Origin of the sequence: Paenibacillus sp. Soil766, assembly GCF_001428105.1 — a bacterium.
Taxonomy (GTDB): domain Bacteria; phylum Bacillota; class Bacilli; order Paenibacillales; family NBRC-103111; genus Paenibacillus_E.
In genome coordinates, this window is record NZ_LMSJ01000059.1 from 53,346 (window position 1) to 70,268 (window position 16,923).

The following is a 16,923-nucleotide window of genomic DNA, read 5'->3' on the forward strand; positions in this document are numbered from 1 at the left end:
GGTCAAAGATGCTAAAGTACACTTATTATCGGGGAATACGGCTACATATGGATAAATTAGTGCATAAAAGTATTCCTTTTGGACCGAAAAGGTGAATAAAAGAGGGTCCCCGCCACATCCATGGCTTGGACCCTCTTTCTACTACTGATTTAGTTTTACTAATCGCTGAATGATAACAGCAGCTTGCGCACGAGTTGCCTGCGCCAGTGGCATGAATTTGCCATCGCTGCCTTCTATAATGCCTCCGCTTTGCATCAACGCAATCGCTTCTGCCGCGTATCCTGCAATATCTGTCGCATCAGCAAATGTCGTCCCTTGCTGACCTGTCTTCAGATTCAGATTCAGTACCTGCAAGCTGCGGAAGACCATGACCGCCATATCTTGTCTGGAAATTTCACTATCCGCACCAAAGCTTCCATCCTCTCTACCACTGATAATGCCTAATTTCTCAGCAGCAGCTACCGATCCAAAGTACCAATCCGCTTGGTCAATATCGGAAAAATTCGATATTCCTTGGTCATCAGAGAAGCCTGCAGCGCGCATCAACATGGTTAAGAATTCGGCTCGCGTTACCGGATGGCTAGGCATAAACTTGTTATCGCCTACCCCGTTTAACACTTCTCTCGCTGCCAATGCTTCAATGCTGGATTGAGCCCAATCCGATCCTGCAAGATCACTGAACGTTACATTAGCGTACCTAATGCTGTACGTTCCGAGCTCATTTGTTTTGAAATCCATCTTTCCTGTAACAGGATTATAAGTGCCATTGACAATAACTTCGTGCTTTCCTGCGTCATCCAAATGGTGAATAACCACATTCTCAGGTTTCTCACCTGGCTTCAGTTGGTAGGCGATCGCAACTCTTACAGCTTCGCCATCGAGTCTTGTAACAGGCTCCCCACCAATCTCGATGCCCAACTGATATATCGTACCGCTGCCTGAAGATTTCTCTTCAAATGTCCACTGAATCTCCTTAGCTCCCGCTTCTAATTCACCTTTCAGTGCTTGAACAGGTAGCTTCACTTCAACGCTGTTTGTTGTAAATGCCAATTGCGTAATTCCGCTTGCGATGGCTTTATCCAGAAAGGCCACTGGAATAACCGCACCAATTGGCTTATCCCCTTGCACATTTGGTAAATCAAAACTCATCTTATTATCCTTGGCATTTTCAAAAGCTGTACGGAAATCCGCTTCGCTAATCGTAGTAATATTGCTAATCTCTGGCTCAGGAATTACAGTACCTGGATTTGTTGTTGGATCTGTTCCCGGACCTTGCCCTGGACCTGTCCCTGGGTCTGTTCCTGGACCTGTCCCTGGGTCTGGATTAGCTCCTCCCGTCACCGTTACATGGGCAATAGCTTTCAACCCAGTCCCACTTATCGCCCCTTGTACGTCAAATGTCCCTGCTTGCGCATAGCTAGTTGCATTCACGCCATCCCATGTAACACCAAGCTGTGTAGTCGTTCCATCTCTATAGATAGCCGTAATCGTTGCAGGCAATACTGGGGCAATGCCAACCACCGTTGTCACATTCACTGGTGTAATGGACGTGATAACATTCTCCTGAGATACAACGACCTCATAATAGTTGAACACATTCGCATTTACTGTACTCATAGCTTTCAATCTAGCTGTACCAGGATTAACCCCTGTCACTTGTAGATCTAATCCACGCTGGACAATGGAAATCACTTTATTGCTGCCATTCGTTGCGTTTTGACTCTCAACGTACCATTTGACATAATCGCCTGACGCATAGAACGCATGCAAGCCTGATATTGCTGCGTGTAAAGTCACTTTGTGATCGACTTCCACTGCTGCTTCACCAGTGATCGCCAATCCTGATGTTTGCCCCAATACTTCCGATACAGGTGTCAGAATAAACCGATCGGTATTAATCACTTTGTTCGAACCGCCTTGGAACTCAAACCGGAACGTTTTCTCCCCAGCAGCTGCAAATGTAACATCGCCTAACGTATGAAATCCGATTTTTTCCGCGGCAAGCACTTGCCCATTCTCCATTTTTTGGTCCCACACCGGACCTGTTTGTACACCATCCACATACCACTGTCCAATCCCTCTGTTAGCATTCACTTTCGCTGCGACTTGAATTCTGTAGACACCAGCTTTCGTCACATTTAGCTTAAAATCAATGTAACTACCTGCTGTGGTGGCCGTAGAAGCGAAATTCAAACCCTGTGGGGACGCATTCGGTGTACTTCCGCTACTAACGACTGTCTGTGTTCCACCGCTTACCGTCGTTTTCCCAGCTATGCTCAAATCCGCAGCCACATAGGTCGTTGCCGAAGAAAGCGTAGGGATAAATACATCCTCCGTAACTTCGAATTGATCAATGCGCAGGGTACCCGATCTAGTTGCACCAAAGCTTAGATCTGCCAACATCACCGCTTCCTCCTTGTGACCATAGATCACAACTTTGCCTGACGTATTTGCTTTACCGGTACCCGTAATCACGATTTGATTGTCTACGATCGACAATTGTGAGCTATCTACATTTTCGTCGGCATACAGGATTTGATAATCTGCACCGGTATATTCCTGAATCCAATACGCTCGACCTTTCGATGAGTTCTCGGTAAGATCAATCGTGAAGCTCTTCAGCTGCTCACCTGCGAGCAGTCCTTTGAATCTGTACGTATAGATGCCTGTATCATCGAGTGAAATATCTTCAATCAGATACTGTTTAGAAGGATCCAACCATCTGAGATTTACATCCACACTGGACACTCCTGCTTTGCCGCCGCCAGTAGCAATCATCAAAGCATGATCCTTGTTCGGCGAAACCTGCATCATTACGTAAGGACCTGCTTTTTGATCAACCCAGGAAGTCGCACTATTACTATCCCAACCTATGCCATTATACACAGGACGAATGATGGAATCCGTCAGTTCCTTAATACGACCGGAGTTCCTCCAAGCGTTCAATTTAGCCATCAGATCTATACTCTTCTGACTCCAACCATCAGGTGAACTGCCGTGCTTAATATTTCTGGCAAATAAATATTTGTAATACGTCGACATATCACCCGTTGTCATATTCCCGATATTGAAGTACACCGAGTTCAACGGCAAATGTCCGAACAAGCCAGCAAATATTGGAATATCCAAGTCTTCGCCATACTCTGTCGTCGCTGTTGTCCAGCCATTATCTACGACATGAATCAGTTCATTCGTACGATCACCCTGCGACGGCCAAATATCAACCTCTGTTGTATATTTCACCATATAGTCAGGATTTTCATCGACAACTTCATTCAACACATGGTTTGTTAGGACATTTTTGCGATACACATTATCCGTCGGATGTGAATACGTCGTTACCTCTGAATTCGGCCAGAATTCGGTTAAATCGACCATTTGATGTGATAAATGATAATTATCAATCAAATAGTTGATCTTCTCTTTCTTCGCAGCAATCACGGCAGGGTCGGCCAAATCGTTCCCGCGATTATGATAACCCCCTGTCATGGAATACCACATACCTAGCAGCAATCCTTTATTTTGAAAATAATCCGCAAGCCCCTTCATATCGTTCGTAATCGATGGAAGTGCTTCAACACCATCTCTTGATGTGCCCGTATCATTCGCATTGTTCCAACCATCGTCAAACATAAACATATCGAAGCCCGCAGCATTGATTTTCGGTACGGCTACAGATTTGTAGAACGCTTCATTACGCTTGCTTTCTCCCCACTGCCAATCGTTCGTATTGAGAATCGTTGACGTGTGATTGTACTTAAATCTCGCTCGCAAATGTTCTTCAACCGCCATCTTCCCATCGACGATATCGCCTTGGAAGACACTCAAGTTGACAGCGATATATTCAAATTTCTCACCTGGGAATAATACAAGCTGCAGGGCTTCTGGATTCGTAGCCACATTCACCATATGACCCTTGAAGGCACTGATACCTGCAAAAGAACGAACCATATAAGGGGCCCCTGTATCCGGTGAACCTGGATCTCTTTTCAGAATCTCTGTCTTCGAGTTCACTTCTGGGCCTACATAAAAGCCATCTCCCGTATTATAACGGTTGATGATAACCTTAATATCCTCACTTGTTCTCTTCGTGTCGCTTTGATCAACACCACCTGTCGTACTGTTCCATTTGGACAAATAGACATAGTGTAAATTCCTTGCTTCATCTGGAAAATCCAACGTAATGACATCCGAAGATGTAATCTGCAAGCGCTTGTCGACACTATTATTCGTCAGATAGGCTTGGTATTTCAAGCCTGCTTTGCCGTCATAGAGCTCGAAGGATAGCGTAACTGTAATTCCATTTTTCGTAACAGGAATCTCCAATCGCGTTCCAACCTTAGATATTGAACCATCAGTTGCCGTCATTGAAATATCCCCAGAAGATGCCGTTCCAAGCACGAAACCAGTGTCATTCGCATCCAAGCTTAGTGTCGAACCTATCGCTTCTTTTCCTGTTTCACCACTAGTCAATAAGCGATAGTTGTAATGGAATAAGGTGGAATTGTTATCCGCTTCAATTTGAGGCAAATATTCTCTTCCTGCCGCTTTATTAAAGAAGCTTCCAATCTCGATACTTCCATCATCCGTAAATTGGATTTTGGTACGTAGTACATCATTCTCCAGTGTCCACGTGTTCGCATAATCAGCGATCGGAGTTGCGCTCCGCTCATTCGACGCAGTTACACTCGCTCCTGCCTGATTAAAAGCAGATACAATAAAATAATAGGGTACTTCACTCGTTAATCCAGAAATCGTTGTGCTGCTAACAGGACCTACTGTGACCGTCTCAGCATAATTGCCGCTTGCCGTCCCATACTTAATCATATACCCCGTAGCTGCATTCACAGGCTCCCAGTTAAGTACGACTGTGTTGTGTCCAGCAACCGCACTTGTCAGGTTAGGAGCTGCAGGTACTTCATTGGAACCGGCAATATTAAATTTGGCATGGAATGTTTTTCCCATTGAACCATTCGTTTGAACGTTTAATTTAATCGTAGGCAGTAACTGTGTTACCGTGATTCCCGGTTCGAATGAGATTGTCGCATTCGCAGGCAAATGAATCTCGATATCTATACTGCCTGTATTCTTGTGCGTTGGATCGGAAATCGACACATTTAGCACTTCCGATGATTTATGAGTCATGACAGATGCTTTCTTATTACTCGTAATCCAATTGCTTCCGCTATCTTGAATAGATTTCGTCGTATCGTTCCAGAAATTAGCACCAACAATACCGAGCGATTTCTCTTTCACTGCTTGTGCGTCCGTCGAATTCTCCAAAATCTCCACATCCGGATGACTGGCATAGCTGCCTGTTTCCGCTGAAGAATAATTCGGAAGCGTGACATATTGATACGTTCCATTCGTAGGATTCACACCATGATCGAACCATAACGTCATATAATTGCTCGTAAATGGTGTTGTTAAAGTCCCTGTTCGGCCATCAATTTGGTTCCAAGAGCCTGTTCTTGCTTCGCGAAGCCCTTTGACCGTTGCAGGTGTTGGGAAATAATAGCCGATATCTGTATTCGCCGTTTTGCCAGCCAGATGCGCCCATTGGACGGCATTCATCGTCTCATTCCAGCCGAGCGCTGCTGATTTCGCCGTATTATTTACCGTAAACGTATGATCGCCTAGGCTATCCATTTTGCGATTATCAACAATCGTTTCAATCGTACGATTCTCCGTACTTGTGATGCCAGATCCAAGGGATACGATTTCATTATCAAACATGAACCAAGACTTCTTCGCTGTAAGATTGCTGTATAGCGCATCCAGTTCCATACCCGAAACACCGTATTCCCCAAGAATCTCCGTGCCGCCAGTCCAACTGTTCCCGCTCGTATTATTACCGCCTGTCGTTCGTGTTTGACGATCTACGGTTGTTCCCGGTAGTCGATAAGGATCAACCGTTTGCCAGTAATTATCCGTAAATTGCCCCAGATCATTATTGTACAAGTAGGTCATGCCATCGCCAGTAAACCAACCTTTCAAATTCTCGTTGTTCCCGGACTCATAGTTAGCAATACGATTCGAATGCATACGGATGGCAAAAGTAAATGCCGGTCGCCGCTGAATTGCTTGATCCATACTGGCGAATTGCTTAAACGAAACCTGCTCGCCACGTGGTGTCACGCCAGCATCTTGCACGATATTTTTTGCTAGTACGATGTAATCAATCGAGTTGCCAAGGTAGAAATTCAAGTATGTATCCGCTTGGATCCAATATTTGATCATACTCTTGAAAAGAGTTGTATGCGCGAGTGGCGCAAGTTGAGATAAACGAATGACGGCTCTCGTAATGCGCTGAGCAGTTATATGGTCGGTCGCATAGGAACGTGAGATCTCCCGTCCTCTGGACATATCCATGACTAACCCTTTATACATGAAAGGTTCGAAGTTATCGTAAATCCACTGATACACGTTGCTTACTTTAGGGTCAGTGACTGCCCAAGTTGTACCGTTTAGCGCATAGAGCATATCAGCTAAATTCGCTAGCATTGTTGCGCCATATCCACCGTTGTAAGGTGTTACATCATGCTGGATAAACGAACCATCCTTGTAAAATCCGTCGCCTGAGGTGACATAGACGAATACAGGGCTCAGGCCGTCTCTTGCCATAGCAATCTTGGAGGCATTTTTCACGATAATTCCACGGTAGGCAACGACCTGGCTTTTCCAAACCCGATTCGCTGCTGTCATATCCACGATCGGTGTGAAATGTTCCACGGCATTCATGTAATTCGCAATTTGTGTGGAGGATAAGTCATCGTACAGTAGGATTACTGTATCGTTGAGTGCCAGTGGCGCTCCCATCCACCAATCCCACCAATTATCGTAAAGCACCTTGTTTTCGTTGTATCGGTTCGAATACATCCAATCCAGTGCTGACTGGAGATCCGCGAGCAACGCCGCATTATTCTGTAAGGAAGAACCAACTGTCGCATAGGCAATCGCCATTTCCTTCAAGCGTGTGTAAGCCGACGTAATTTGCGCGGAATTCGAGGTGCTGGCCAAATCACTCCAGAGCGCAGCACGATCTGCTGTTTTTATCATCGAATCCCAATTCGTTTGCGCTTTGGCTGTTAATGCTGTGATTTGATTAGCAATATCAAGGTCTTGTTGATTGTAAGAAAATCCACCGGTCAACATGACTTTCAACTTATTTCTAAGTGTATCATACTCGTCCTCTGGTGCAGCAGTCACTGTAATGTGGGCAACAGCACGAATTGATGTGCCTGCTACGGTACCGTTGACATCGAAGCTTCCTGCTTTGGCATACAGCGTATCTGCATAAGTGTCCCATTGTACATTTCTCTGTTCCATGGACTGATCCGAATAAACAGCCGTAACCACAGTTGGCAGTACTGGTTTAATTTTTGCTTGTGTCGTAACTTGAACAGGTTGTATGGCAGTAACGGCTAATTGCGGATGCGTAACCGTGATTGTAGCGATCGCTGGTATCGCTGTTCCAACTACAGCACCATTCACAGTGAAAGAGCCTAGTTGTGCGTATTGTGAAGCTTGGATATTCTCCCAAATGACAGGAGCGGATTTGATTGACTCATCAGTATATACAGCTGAAACAACAGCTGGCATAACAGGAGGAGTTCCCACAGACGTCGTGATCGCTTCTGGAGAAACTGATGTGATGGTTCCTGTAAATGGGAGAATTTCTCCTGTTCCCATTCTCACATGATCCAAGGTTATATTGGCAAATGAAGCAGAATCCCCACCGATTTTGATTAAAGAGGAACTGCCAGTTCCATTTGGTGCTCCACTCCATGCTAAAGTACCATCCACGTAGAGGTCATACGTGTAGTTCGAATGAACGACAACACGATAGGCATGATAGACCGTCGTGTCGAGTGTATACGATTTAGTCGAATTGGAGGATTTATTTTGCACGACACCACTTGTTCCGTAGGTTAAATAAAAGCTAATTAAATAAGAAGCCCCTCGTACTGTAAACTCATTGAGTGTTCCTGCCGCATTCACTTTGGCTACGGCTTCAAATGTGAACGCGCCTGAAGCAGGGGCAACTGTTGTCGCTGGTGCCACTGGCTGCTTTAAAAGGTACGTAGATTTATCAGACGCATCCACGATCGTTACATTCCCCGTATTTTGCGTGACCGATCCAGTGAAACCCGTTGTTCTCTGCTCTGTCCAGCCCGTACTCGTGAAATTACTCAAATTATCGTTGAGCAAATCCCATGGGCCGCTAGCGGCATATGACGGTTGTGGCAAGACCCCTACAAGTAGGCTAAACATCATCATCACGCAGATCACACTAGATATACTTCTTTTTATCAATGCCTACACACTCCTTACATCTTTTATTAAGCGCTTTCTAAGCCTAGATAGAACATAACATCCCTGACATCACCTAGATAGAACGCTAACTTGATAAAACCTATCTTGAATTAACCTCTTTCTAGCGGCAGTCAATTATTGATAGGAATACGAACGAGTTGTGATATATGGGTAGGATGTAACTGGCATTAGTGTTAAATGAAGGTTATTGCAAATGCAAAAAACAAGCACCGATATTCGCTCGGTACTTGCTCTCATGTACGCTATTACTCGAATTTGAAACTTCTTCTAATTGTACTAATTTGATCCGCCATTGAAAGAAACTCAGCTGCGAGCTCTTCGTCATGGGGATTATACTCAACATCTCCTGGGGGAAATAACAGGAACACATGGTTCTCGTCTTCTCCTAATTTGTATACTTGACCAATTCCCTTCGTGGTAGGGCCATTTGCAAGCCAATCTTCCTTCGTCCATATGGAAATGCTAAATAGGACACCACCGAACGCTTTATTTGCCTTATTAATAAAGAGGTAATTCACAAACTCAGATGCTTCATCCCTCTGCTCTTCGACCTCATATTTACCCTCCCAACTAGATGGGACATGGAGTGTGAAACGATATTGTGAATTATGATATATCATACTAGGAACATCAAGAATAATTCGATGATTGACGGCACCAATATGAAGGTAAACCGCATCGTAATTCTTGAAATCTCCCTCTCCCTCAGTTACAAACGTTTGGGTATCTACTCCGAAATTATTTCCCGAAATGGCGGCTTCGCCTATTTTCTCATTATCCTCGTTGTAAAAGGATAAGCCCGCTCCAATCATATTTTGACTGTTGCCTACGCCTTCAAATTTCAATTGACCTGTAACTTTAGTTGTATTGCCTGCTTTTGTAAGAATTAAATTTCCTACCGAGATACTGGCATAATCAGGATCTTTGATGTCTAGTGATTTATTTTTAACGACTATTTTTTGAGCTTCAGAATCATAATCGATCGTTGCTCCCAAATTCTCAGCCACAAATCGAACGGGTACATAAGCATGTCCATCCACATTCAGAATCTGATAGTCACTGTTCAACTTAACTTGACTGCCATTGATCTCAAAGCTTGCCGGAAACAATAACGCTTGAATCGTGTCAGAAGCGAAAGCGACAGATGAGCCAGCAAGTATCAGGCCACAACTCAGACCAAGAATAAATTTCTTCATCGTTAATTTCCTCCCAAACGTATCCATCCCATATTTTAACAATCCCAACTCATTAGACGCTTTATCTTCGAGATTGTTTCATAATGAAAAAAGCCGAGCATCTTTCGCTCGACTTTAACTCGCTTATTGGATTTGATTGATTACAGCCGTCCATTTATCACTTTCCCAAACCACCTGCGCGCCAAGCGCTTCGCTAGCAAATCGTAAGGGGACATACGTAGAGCCTTCAGCGGATATAAAAGGTGCATTTGAAAGTGCCTGTGATGTTCCGTTCACTAGTGCTTGTCTCTTCCCAATGGACAAAACAATCGTTTTGGATCCTTTCACAATCGTAACCTCTTGGCGGGTTCCCTCCCAAGCCACTTTGGCTCCCATCGCTTCGAAAACACCACGAAGCGGGATGAACGTACTTTCGCCAATGATTTTGGCTTTTGGCGCAACGTCGATGTAAGTCCCATTGATACGAATACCAACATCGTTAGACGTAAATTTCTTTGGCGGGTCCGTTTTTACCGGATTTCCTTTGTGTTCTGTAGATGGCATAGCTGGGTTTTCTACAGTTGTGAAAGACCATGATTTATTCTCAATGGTGACCGTATATGTTTCTCCATATGCAAGCTCATATTTCGGAATGATATGCCATGCATTCGTATCACCAAGTTCTTGCTTTAATTTGTAGATCTCGACAGGTTCATCTTGACTGTTCGTTAGCAGGGCGGTCACATCTGACTTATCTTGAGCTACCCCTGCGTAAGTAATAAAATAACCCGACTTCTCTATATCGAATTGTTCTAATGGATTCGGTATCTCAAACCCATAAAATCCAATCGGTACCCCCGTCTGTCCATCGTAGGGATAAACACCTATTCCTGTGTGGGTGAACCACTTCTTTGCAGGGTTTAGGACAAGTGCATGCTTGTTATACCCAACGCCTAGCAGTGACATGTCCGGAAGAATTAAACTCGATCTATGAAGCGGAGCGTCCAGTAACGACTGCACCCCCTCCTCTGGCGAATCAGTCGTAAACGAGACATCCTCAAATACACCAAATGTATCGGTATCAAAACCTGTCGCGGCCGCCCGATCCCAAGGAAGCTTGCCAGAGAACCCTTGCTTACTTGGTGTTTCCGTATGGCCGTTCTCCTGATTCATGAGGAGATAATTCGCATGGTTTCCGGCTGCTAGGGTAAGTGAAGGATCTAATTCCATCGTTGGAATGCCCATATGTGTCCTGACGTCATTTAAATAATTTAATGCAGCGCTTTGATCGTCGTTGCCTGCTGCAAGTGCACTGAGATTCCCGAGTACCATAGATACCCCAGTAAGAACTGTTGCTAGCTTAACGGTCATTTTCAACCAATTTTTCATTGTACCTCCGTAACGCATTGTTTGATTTCCACGAAACATTCCTTTTCGACAAAATACCTCCCAATTCCTGCAAAAGAAGACCAAGAAAACCTCTTAAGAAGTCCTTCGAGGATGAGTGGCCGTTACGGTATATGCTGGGTCATCCAATCGCAACACGTGTATTTTTGGCGCTTCAAATCGTTTAAAACTAGGTGTTGGCACGTATGTCACACCGGATTTCGGCACGGGGACGTTTGTTGGTGGAGTTTGTGGGTTTGGCGGGGGTTGTGATTCACATTTTTGATTAACTCGAATTTGTACAGCTATTTTCGAGAAATGACCTCGAAAACTCGATTTAACTGTAAAATATGTAGCTAACTCCCACCCGATTAACACACTATTTTACTCAGCAAAATTGTTGAAAAAAGGCCGCCGAGATTAGTCTCGGCAGCCCTTGATATCTTATATTGTTACTTATGTAGAGACCTACCATCCCATACGTTCCTTCAGTGTTGCTATCTGAGCAATGTGGTGCCGGTCATGCCAAACAAATCGTTGCAGCGCTACTTCCAAACTAAGCACACCAAGGACAGAGCTCGTAAAAGTCTTCTTGTAATCTGAAGGATCTAACGAACGGAGCACAGCTACGAATCGAATATGGATCGATTCCAATAGCTGAATCGAAGCTTCCAGCGGTAACTGATAATCACTCAGCTCTGCCCATAAATCTTCCCGGTATGAGCTTGCGACGGGACTATCCTCCGTAAGGGCACGCTTGAAACGCAGAAAAGCATTCATATCATTGTCCGCCATATGATGAACGACTTGTTGCACCGTCCATCCGTCAGGCCGATATGGTGTTAAACGTTGTTCTTGGTTGAAGTTTAACACAGTTGAACGTAGCCGATCAGCTGTCTCTGCAACGTCTGTCACCCATTTATTCCGATCCGATTGTGTTGGATGTTCGATCCGCTCGAATCTCCCAATCGGGTATCGCAGATGTTCCATAGTGTCAGTCCTCCTCACTTAGTCCAATCTAACTGCTTTATCGGGATCTCTTACATAATCAAACATGCTTCTCACCTGAGCAACCGTGTTCCGTTCTGCTGATAATTCGGGAAGTTCATTTTCTCCGAAAAAGCGCACCTCACTCGTTTCCACGCCAACCAACGCTTCTCCGCCAACTATTTTGCACAGAATAAACATTTTATAGATGTGATAGGGCTCTGGTGGATGGTTATGGAACTTTTTATCTAGAACAGCAAGCAATCTAATGGGCAACACTTCAAAGCCTGCCTCTTCTCTGATCTCTTTCACGGCAACTTCTGAAGGTGAGTACCCAATATCGGCCCAACCTCCTGGCAGTGCCCAGGCACCGTCCGCTTTTTCCTTCACGAGTAGTATTCGATCATCTTCAAAAACTACACCTCGAATATCAACTTTCGGTGTTGCGTACCCGGATTCATTGGCAAAGCTTAGGTTAATCGTTTCCTTGCCCGCCAATGTGTACGTATCTAGAATATCCACACTTATTTCCCGAAGCGCTTGGAATCGCTCCAAATCATAGACATCCTTCGAGTAGGTTAAGCCGATCTGTGCAATCGATTGAATTTGTTTGGCCCAGTCTAACCATTTAAGGCTTACATCGTGTTCTGTCATCTCTTCACTCTCCTACTTTTCTCCCGATATATAATAAATGCGAGGAAACACCTAAAATCGATGGATCACGCGCTAGTCGAATGAGAAGGTCAATGAACCCTTCTTTCTCCCCTCGATCCGTCCAATATTGCTTCTGTTCTTGCGATAACAACGCCCCCAGATTAGAAGATCCAATCAGATCTAATGTCTCAAATCCTTGGCTCTCCATAAATGGTTTGATATCTTCCACATTGTAATAATAAGCACCCGTGAACCGACCTGCATCTGTATGATTAAAAGTACCTTCCTCTAGAAAATGCTCAATAGCAGCCATATTGTCATTCGGTTTCCAAGCCTGGGGGAAGAGCAGCGAGGTTAGAAGCATCCGCATCCGACTTTGAAAAGCGACAAATACAACACCATCGTTCTTGGTTACACGATACAATTCCCTTGCAGCCGCAATGCGGTCCTCTTCTACCTGCAAGTGGTAGAGAGGTCCCAACATCAACGAAGCATCAAAAGTTGCATCTGATATCCCCTCCAATTTCGTGGCGTTCAGCCTATGAAAACCATGAAACATTTCTGCTAAGCCCAACTCATTTGCTTTATTTTTCGCTTGTTCCACGAGGTTAGGTGTTAGATCAGAAAGAGTCACGCTATAGCCGAGTTTCGCTAATTCCATTGCATATTTGCCTGGTCCAGCCCCGTTATCAAGGACATGGCCTTCACGTGGGAGATACTTCTTCATGTAGTGCCAATTTACCGTAAACTCAATAGGCTCGCGATCTAGTCTTCCCCACTCATCAAACTTGGCATAGTAATCAATCACATTCTTCATTCGTTGATCCCTCCTTATTGGAAATGCCAAAAAACCCATCGCCTCTCTGTACAATAGGTGTTCCTTACTAGTCCCAATCAATTGCGTTTGGATATGTAATTTGTTGGATGTGATGTAAGTTTATATTCCCATATAATCCCTGTCAATGGTTTCTTTTTCGACTTATTTTCCACTTGAAATGCATGGTAAACAGAATTATAATGACCTTAGTCATATAATGACTAAGGTCATTTAATAGCGAGGTGGTATTCATGCTTAGAGAAGTCCGCAAGCAAGAGCTCAAGCAACAACTTTTTATGAAAGCAATTGAGCTTTTTCAAGCGAAGGGTTACGACAATGTGACCGTTGAAGAAATTGCCTCTTCGTGCGGCATCGCCAAGGGAACCTTCTTCAATTATTTCCCCAAAAAGGAGCATGTCCTCCTTCATCTCGGTCAATCACAAGTTCAATTCATGAGCGAAGTTGTCCAGAAACATCAAGTTCCGAATCTCCGAGAACGTCTTCGACTGATCTTCAATGATCTGCTCTCTACCTATGCGCAGCATTCCGAGTTGTTAAAGCTTACGTTATCCGAAACGATGAAGTCCGCTTTGCTTATGAAAGAAGAATCACCTAACATCCTCATTTTTCAACAGACCCTATGTCAGATCATTAATGAGGCTAAAGACTTGCATGGGTTTCAAACACGTTGGGAATCGTCTATTATCGCTTCCGTTTTAGTCGGTACTTACTTTAATACACTCCTCTCTTGGGCGATGTTTCAATCTCAGGGTGAAGATCTCACTGTTATGTTTCACAAGCAAATGGATGTTATTTGGGAGGGAATTGAACAATGAACTCACTTCTTGTTTATGTATCTGCCACGTTCCTAGTCCTAAGAGCGATTGGGGATTTCAAATATTTAGGGTTTTTCAAAAAAGTCAAACACACCTCTTTCTCCTACTATGACACGCGATTCTATAGTCCTCTCTGTCTCTTCTTGGCTATCTCATTTCTACTAACCGTTGTGTAAAATAATGAAAAGCCACCCCTCATCCGATCGATGACTGGTGGCTTTAATTGTGTACAAATGAACTCTTGATGCTACAGATGTTCTTTCAACTGACCGATGATTTCCGCATACTCTTGCTCAGTCAATTGCTTATTATCAGCGGGATTCATTTCGAACATTTTGCCCCACGTGTACCCATCCTTATATTTCGGAACAATATGGAAATGAACATGTGGCATCGTATCGCCAAAGGCACCATAATTAATTTTGTCCGGAGAAAAAGCACGTTCAACAGCAGCTGCGGCCTGCGCTACATCACGCATATACGCATCTTGATTTTCTTGAGACAAGTGAAAGAATTCAGTGTGGTGCTCATTCAGAGCAACAATACAGCGTCCCTTATACGTTTGTTCTTTGAATAAGTACAACGTGGATACACGCAATTGTCCAATTTCAATCATCAAATTCGCTAATGCCTCGTTCTTGCTGCAATAATTACATACTGTGGTCATGGGGGAAGTCTCCTATTCTAGCGATTAGTAAATGGATAACATTACAAGTATCATAGCATAATTCACCTAGGAGCAGATACACTTCCTATTTAGAACAGTATGGCTCAGCCAGTTTCTTAACGCGCTCAATCCCCTCCCACATGTCACCAGGACCATCATAAACAAGTGTTAGCGGCCCTTCATAACCAGCCTGCTTGGCGATGTTCAAGCAGCGAATAAACTCCGTCTCATCAGGAATTCCCTCGGCATTCGTTTGCGCTTTGGCATGGATGGATTCACTATGCGGAATCGTTTGGACTAACTCATCGAATTTCTGTTCGCCTTTGAAATTCCCGAAATCGGAAGTAAATCCAATAACATCTCCACATCCTTTTATAATCGCAAGACAATTGTAACCTGTTGAAGAAAGTGATTTGAAATTTTCTGTCACGACGCGTACGCCATGATCCAAACCATATTGTCCCAGCTCACGGAGTGCTTCGATTGATCGTGCCAATGCATCCTTGTCTGAAGGATCTGCTTCCCCTGCAATAATACGTACTCTTTCTGCTCCTGCCAGTGCCGCGACATCTATCCAACCTTTGATCCATGCGATATCTGATTGTCTACGAAACTCATCTGAACTAGAGATATCACCATATTCAAGCAGTAATGTATAGAAACGAAGCCCAGCTTCCGTAAAGGCCCCTTTCAACGCAAGCAGATAAGCTTCATTCGTCTCTGGGAAATGAAAATGGCAAACTTCTAGCGAGCTGAACCCCTTCTCCGCGAGTACTGCAGGTAATTCGAGCAAAGCAAGCAACTCTGGTTGATCTTGAGCTTCCGTGATCTGCGTGCGTGTGGTGTCATGCCAGCGGGTCCAACGCAAAGGACCTAAATTTCGATGTAAACTCCAACTCGTTAGTGATAAAAATGGCATAGCTACCATCCCTTCATTCCTCTATTTTGAAATATCTTATCAGAGTCGTCCTGGAATCGCCATATTCGAACACGCAACTAGATGTCTTATTGTGCTATTATTCATGTAAAAAAGCAGGCCGCATCAGCGCCTGCTCTACTCCAACTATTTGATGCGATCCAAAAGCTCCGCTAACCGCTCATAAGAATCCTGCATCCCTTGCTCCATGCCAGAATGGAGCATACCATCTCGATCAGCGACCGATTGAAACACTGATTCCATCACTAGCTTGGTCTTTCCGCCTTCGAGTTCTTCGAATTTAGCCGTTTCGAGGATAACATGTCCCTTCTCCGGAAGTCCTTCAAATTCGAACGTTTGAATAATACGTTCCGGTGCAGTAACTTCATGGTACACGCCGCGGAACGCATACTCATTTCCATTGCTATCCAGATGTATATACCGCCAGTTGCCGCCACTTCTCGGTTCAAAAGTGTCCAATTTCATCGTTAGCACACGAGGTCCAAGCCATTCCACGATCAGCGTCGCATCCGTAAACGCTTTAAACACTAACTCTCGTGGAGCATTGAACACGCGTGTCATGCAGATCTGTTGACCTTCAGGCTCGTAGGTAAGAATTGCTTCATTGTCGATCATAACCATTCCCTTTCCTTTCATCGAAGTACCATTGCACTATAATATCGAATTCTCGGACATTATCCAAACCTTCAACCTTTTTACAATGCAATTCGCCCAAAAGACTTCAACGTCATCAAATGATGTAAAGTTAAATATCCCTTCCATTCTTCCTTAGCAAGACGCCATTCCTCGTCATATCTTCCCCAGGACCAATTTGGCTCCCAAGTCCCATCTTGCCCCATCTTTTGAATCAGTGCATCCAAATCAGCAGCTATCACATCTTGATACATTTCATAAAAGGGGGACTCCGGACCATCCACGATTTGCAAGGGAACCGCGCAGTAACCAGATCACTCTGCTGGATGTTTCACGACACAGTTATCTAGGAATTTCTCGATCGTTGGCCTGATTGCTTGTTGCTCATTCTTAGGCAATCGAAAATCGCACGAGGTGCTTCATTCGCAGCTGCAGGAATAATTTCCCACCCTTGATACTGTTCGATATAAGTTGATTTCAGATAATCAAAGATG

The 16,923-nt window shown here is 44.3% G+C and carries 12 protein-coding genes; 2 read left to right on the forward strand and 10 right to left on the reverse strand.

Annotated elements, in window-relative coordinates; all coding sequences use genetic code 11:
- Positions 1–141: 141 nt before the first annotated feature.
- From ASG89_RS32915 to ASG89_RS32940, 6 genes are all read right to left on the reverse strand, one after another.
- Complete coding sequence (locus tag ASG89_RS32915; protein WP_057315571.1) at positions 142–8,316, reverse strand: polysaccharide lyase family 8 super-sandwich domain-containing protein; 8,175 nt, start codon at positions 8,314–8,316, stop codon at positions 142–144.
- Positions 8,317–8,582: 266 nt separating this feature from the next.
- Complete coding sequence (locus tag ASG89_RS32920; protein WP_057315572.1) at positions 8,583–9,533, reverse strand: stalk domain-containing protein; 951 nt, start codon at positions 9,531–9,533, stop codon at positions 8,583–8,585.
- 123 nt (positions 9,534–9,656) lie between these two features.
- The gene (locus ASG89_RS35970; protein ID WP_162259755.1) at positions 9,657–10,901 is read right to left on the reverse strand and encodes a stalk domain-containing protein; all 1,245 of its coding nucleotides are present in this window, start codon (positions 10,899–10,901) and stop codon (positions 9,657–9,659) included.
- A 465-nt stretch (positions 10,902–11,366) separates the two neighbouring features.
- The gene (locus tag ASG89_RS32930) at positions 11,367–11,888 is read right to left on the reverse strand and encodes a YfiT family bacillithiol transferase (protein WP_057315574.1); all 522 of its coding nucleotides are present in this window, start codon (positions 11,886–11,888) and stop codon (positions 11,367–11,369) included.
- A gap of 18 nt (positions 11,889–11,906) precedes the next feature.
- The gene (locus tag ASG89_RS32935) at positions 11,907–12,539 is read right to left on the reverse strand and encodes an NUDIX hydrolase (protein ID WP_057315575.1); all 633 of its coding nucleotides are present in this window, start codon (positions 12,537–12,539) and stop codon (positions 11,907–11,909) included.
- 4 nt (positions 12,540–12,543) lie between these two features.
- Positions 12,544–13,356 (reverse strand): class I SAM-dependent methyltransferase, encoded by an 813-nt coding sequence (locus ASG89_RS32940; RefSeq protein WP_057315576.1) that lies wholly within the window; start codon positions 13,354–13,356, stop codon positions 12,544–12,546.
- A gap of 251 nt (positions 13,357–13,607) precedes the next feature.
- Here ASG89_RS32940 and ASG89_RS32945 point away from each other — a divergent pair, with 251 nt between their 5' ends.
- Both ASG89_RS32945 and ASG89_RS32950 read left to right on the forward strand, forming a co-directional pair.
- Positions 13,608–14,192, forward strand: a complete 585-nt coding sequence (locus ASG89_RS32945) for a TetR/AcrR family transcriptional regulator (protein ID WP_057315577.1) — start codon at positions 13,608–13,610, stop codon at positions 14,190–14,192.
- Positions 14,189–14,368, forward strand: coding sequence for a DUF3995 domain-containing protein (locus tag ASG89_RS32950; RefSeq protein ID WP_057315578.1), 180 nt, complete (start codon positions 14,189–14,191; stop codon positions 14,366–14,368). The genes ASG89_RS32945 and ASG89_RS32950 overlap by 4 nt, the downstream gene beginning before the upstream one ends.
- A 71-nt stretch (positions 14,369–14,439) precedes the next feature.
- On the opposite strand, the gene ASG89_RS32955 is transcribed toward ASG89_RS32950, so the two are convergent.
- The 4 genes from ASG89_RS32955 to ASG89_RS32970 all read right to left on the reverse strand — a co-directional run bounded on the left by ASG89_RS32955 (position 14,440) and on the right by ASG89_RS32970 (position 16,722).
- Positions 14,440–14,859, reverse strand: a complete 420-nt coding sequence (locus ASG89_RS32955) for an HIT family protein (protein WP_057315579.1) — start codon at positions 14,857–14,859, stop codon at positions 14,440–14,442.
- 85 nt (positions 14,860–14,944) lie between these two features.
- Positions 14,945–15,778: a sugar phosphate isomerase/epimerase family protein gene (locus tag ASG89_RS32960; protein ID WP_057315752.1), complete on the reverse strand. Its 834-nt coding sequence runs from the start codon at positions 15,776–15,778 to the stop codon at positions 14,945–14,947.
- A 144-nt stretch (positions 15,779–15,922) separates the two neighbouring features.
- Positions 15,923–16,411 carry an SRPBCC family protein gene (locus tag ASG89_RS32965; protein WP_200963597.1) on the reverse strand — a complete coding sequence of 163 codons (489 nt, stop codon included), beginning with the start codon at positions 16,409–16,411 and terminating at the stop codon, positions 15,923–15,925.
- An 80-nt stretch (positions 16,412–16,491) separates the two neighbouring features.
- Entirely contained in the window at positions 16,492–16,722 is a 231-nt protein-coding gene (locus tag ASG89_RS32970) for a hypothetical protein (RefSeq protein ID WP_235550018.1), read from the reverse strand.
- Between the last annotated feature and the right edge of the window lie 201 nt (positions 16,723–16,923).

What these genes read in the sequence shown, in the direction of transcription:
- ASG89_RS35970 (WP_162259755.1), bottom strand. Translation starts at nt 10,901, where the DNA reads ATGAAAAATTGGTTGAAAATGACCGTTAAGCTAGCAACAGTTCTTACT.
- ASG89_RS32945 (WP_057315577.1), top strand. Translation starts at nt 13,608, where the DNA reads ATGCTTAGAGAAGTCCGCAAGCAAGAGCTCAAGCAACAACTTTTTATG.
- ASG89_RS32930 (WP_057315574.1), bottom strand. Translation starts at nt 11,888, where the DNA reads ATGGAACATCTGCGATACCCGATTGGGAGATTCGAGCGGATCGAACAT.
- ASG89_RS32920 (WP_057315572.1), bottom strand. Translation starts at nt 9,533, where the DNA reads ATGAAGAAATTTATTCTTGGTCTGAGTTGTGGCCTGATACTTGCTGGC.
- ASG89_RS32935 (WP_057315575.1), bottom strand. Translation starts at nt 12,539, where the DNA reads ATGACAGAACACGATGTAAGCCTTAAATGGTTAGACTGGGCCAAACAA.
- ASG89_RS32960 (WP_057315752.1), bottom strand. Translation starts at nt 15,778, where the DNA reads ATGCCATTTTTATCACTAACGAGTTGGAGTTTACATCGAAATTTAGGT.
- ASG89_RS32950 (WP_057315578.1), top strand. Translation starts at nt 14,189, where the DNA reads ATGAACTCACTTCTTGTTTATGTATCTGCCACGTTCCTAGTCCTAAGA.
- ASG89_RS32955 (WP_057315579.1), bottom strand. Translation starts at nt 14,859, where the DNA reads ATGACCACAGTATGTAATTATTGCAGCAAGAACGAGGCATTAGCGAAT.
- ASG89_RS32940 (WP_057315576.1), bottom strand. Translation starts at nt 13,356, where the DNA reads ATGAAGAATGTGATTGATTACTATGCCAAGTTTGATGAGTGGGGAAGA.
- ASG89_RS32965 (WP_200963597.1), bottom strand. Translation starts at nt 16,411, where the DNA reads ATGATCGACAATGAAGCAATTCTTACCTACGAGCCTGAAGGTCAACAG.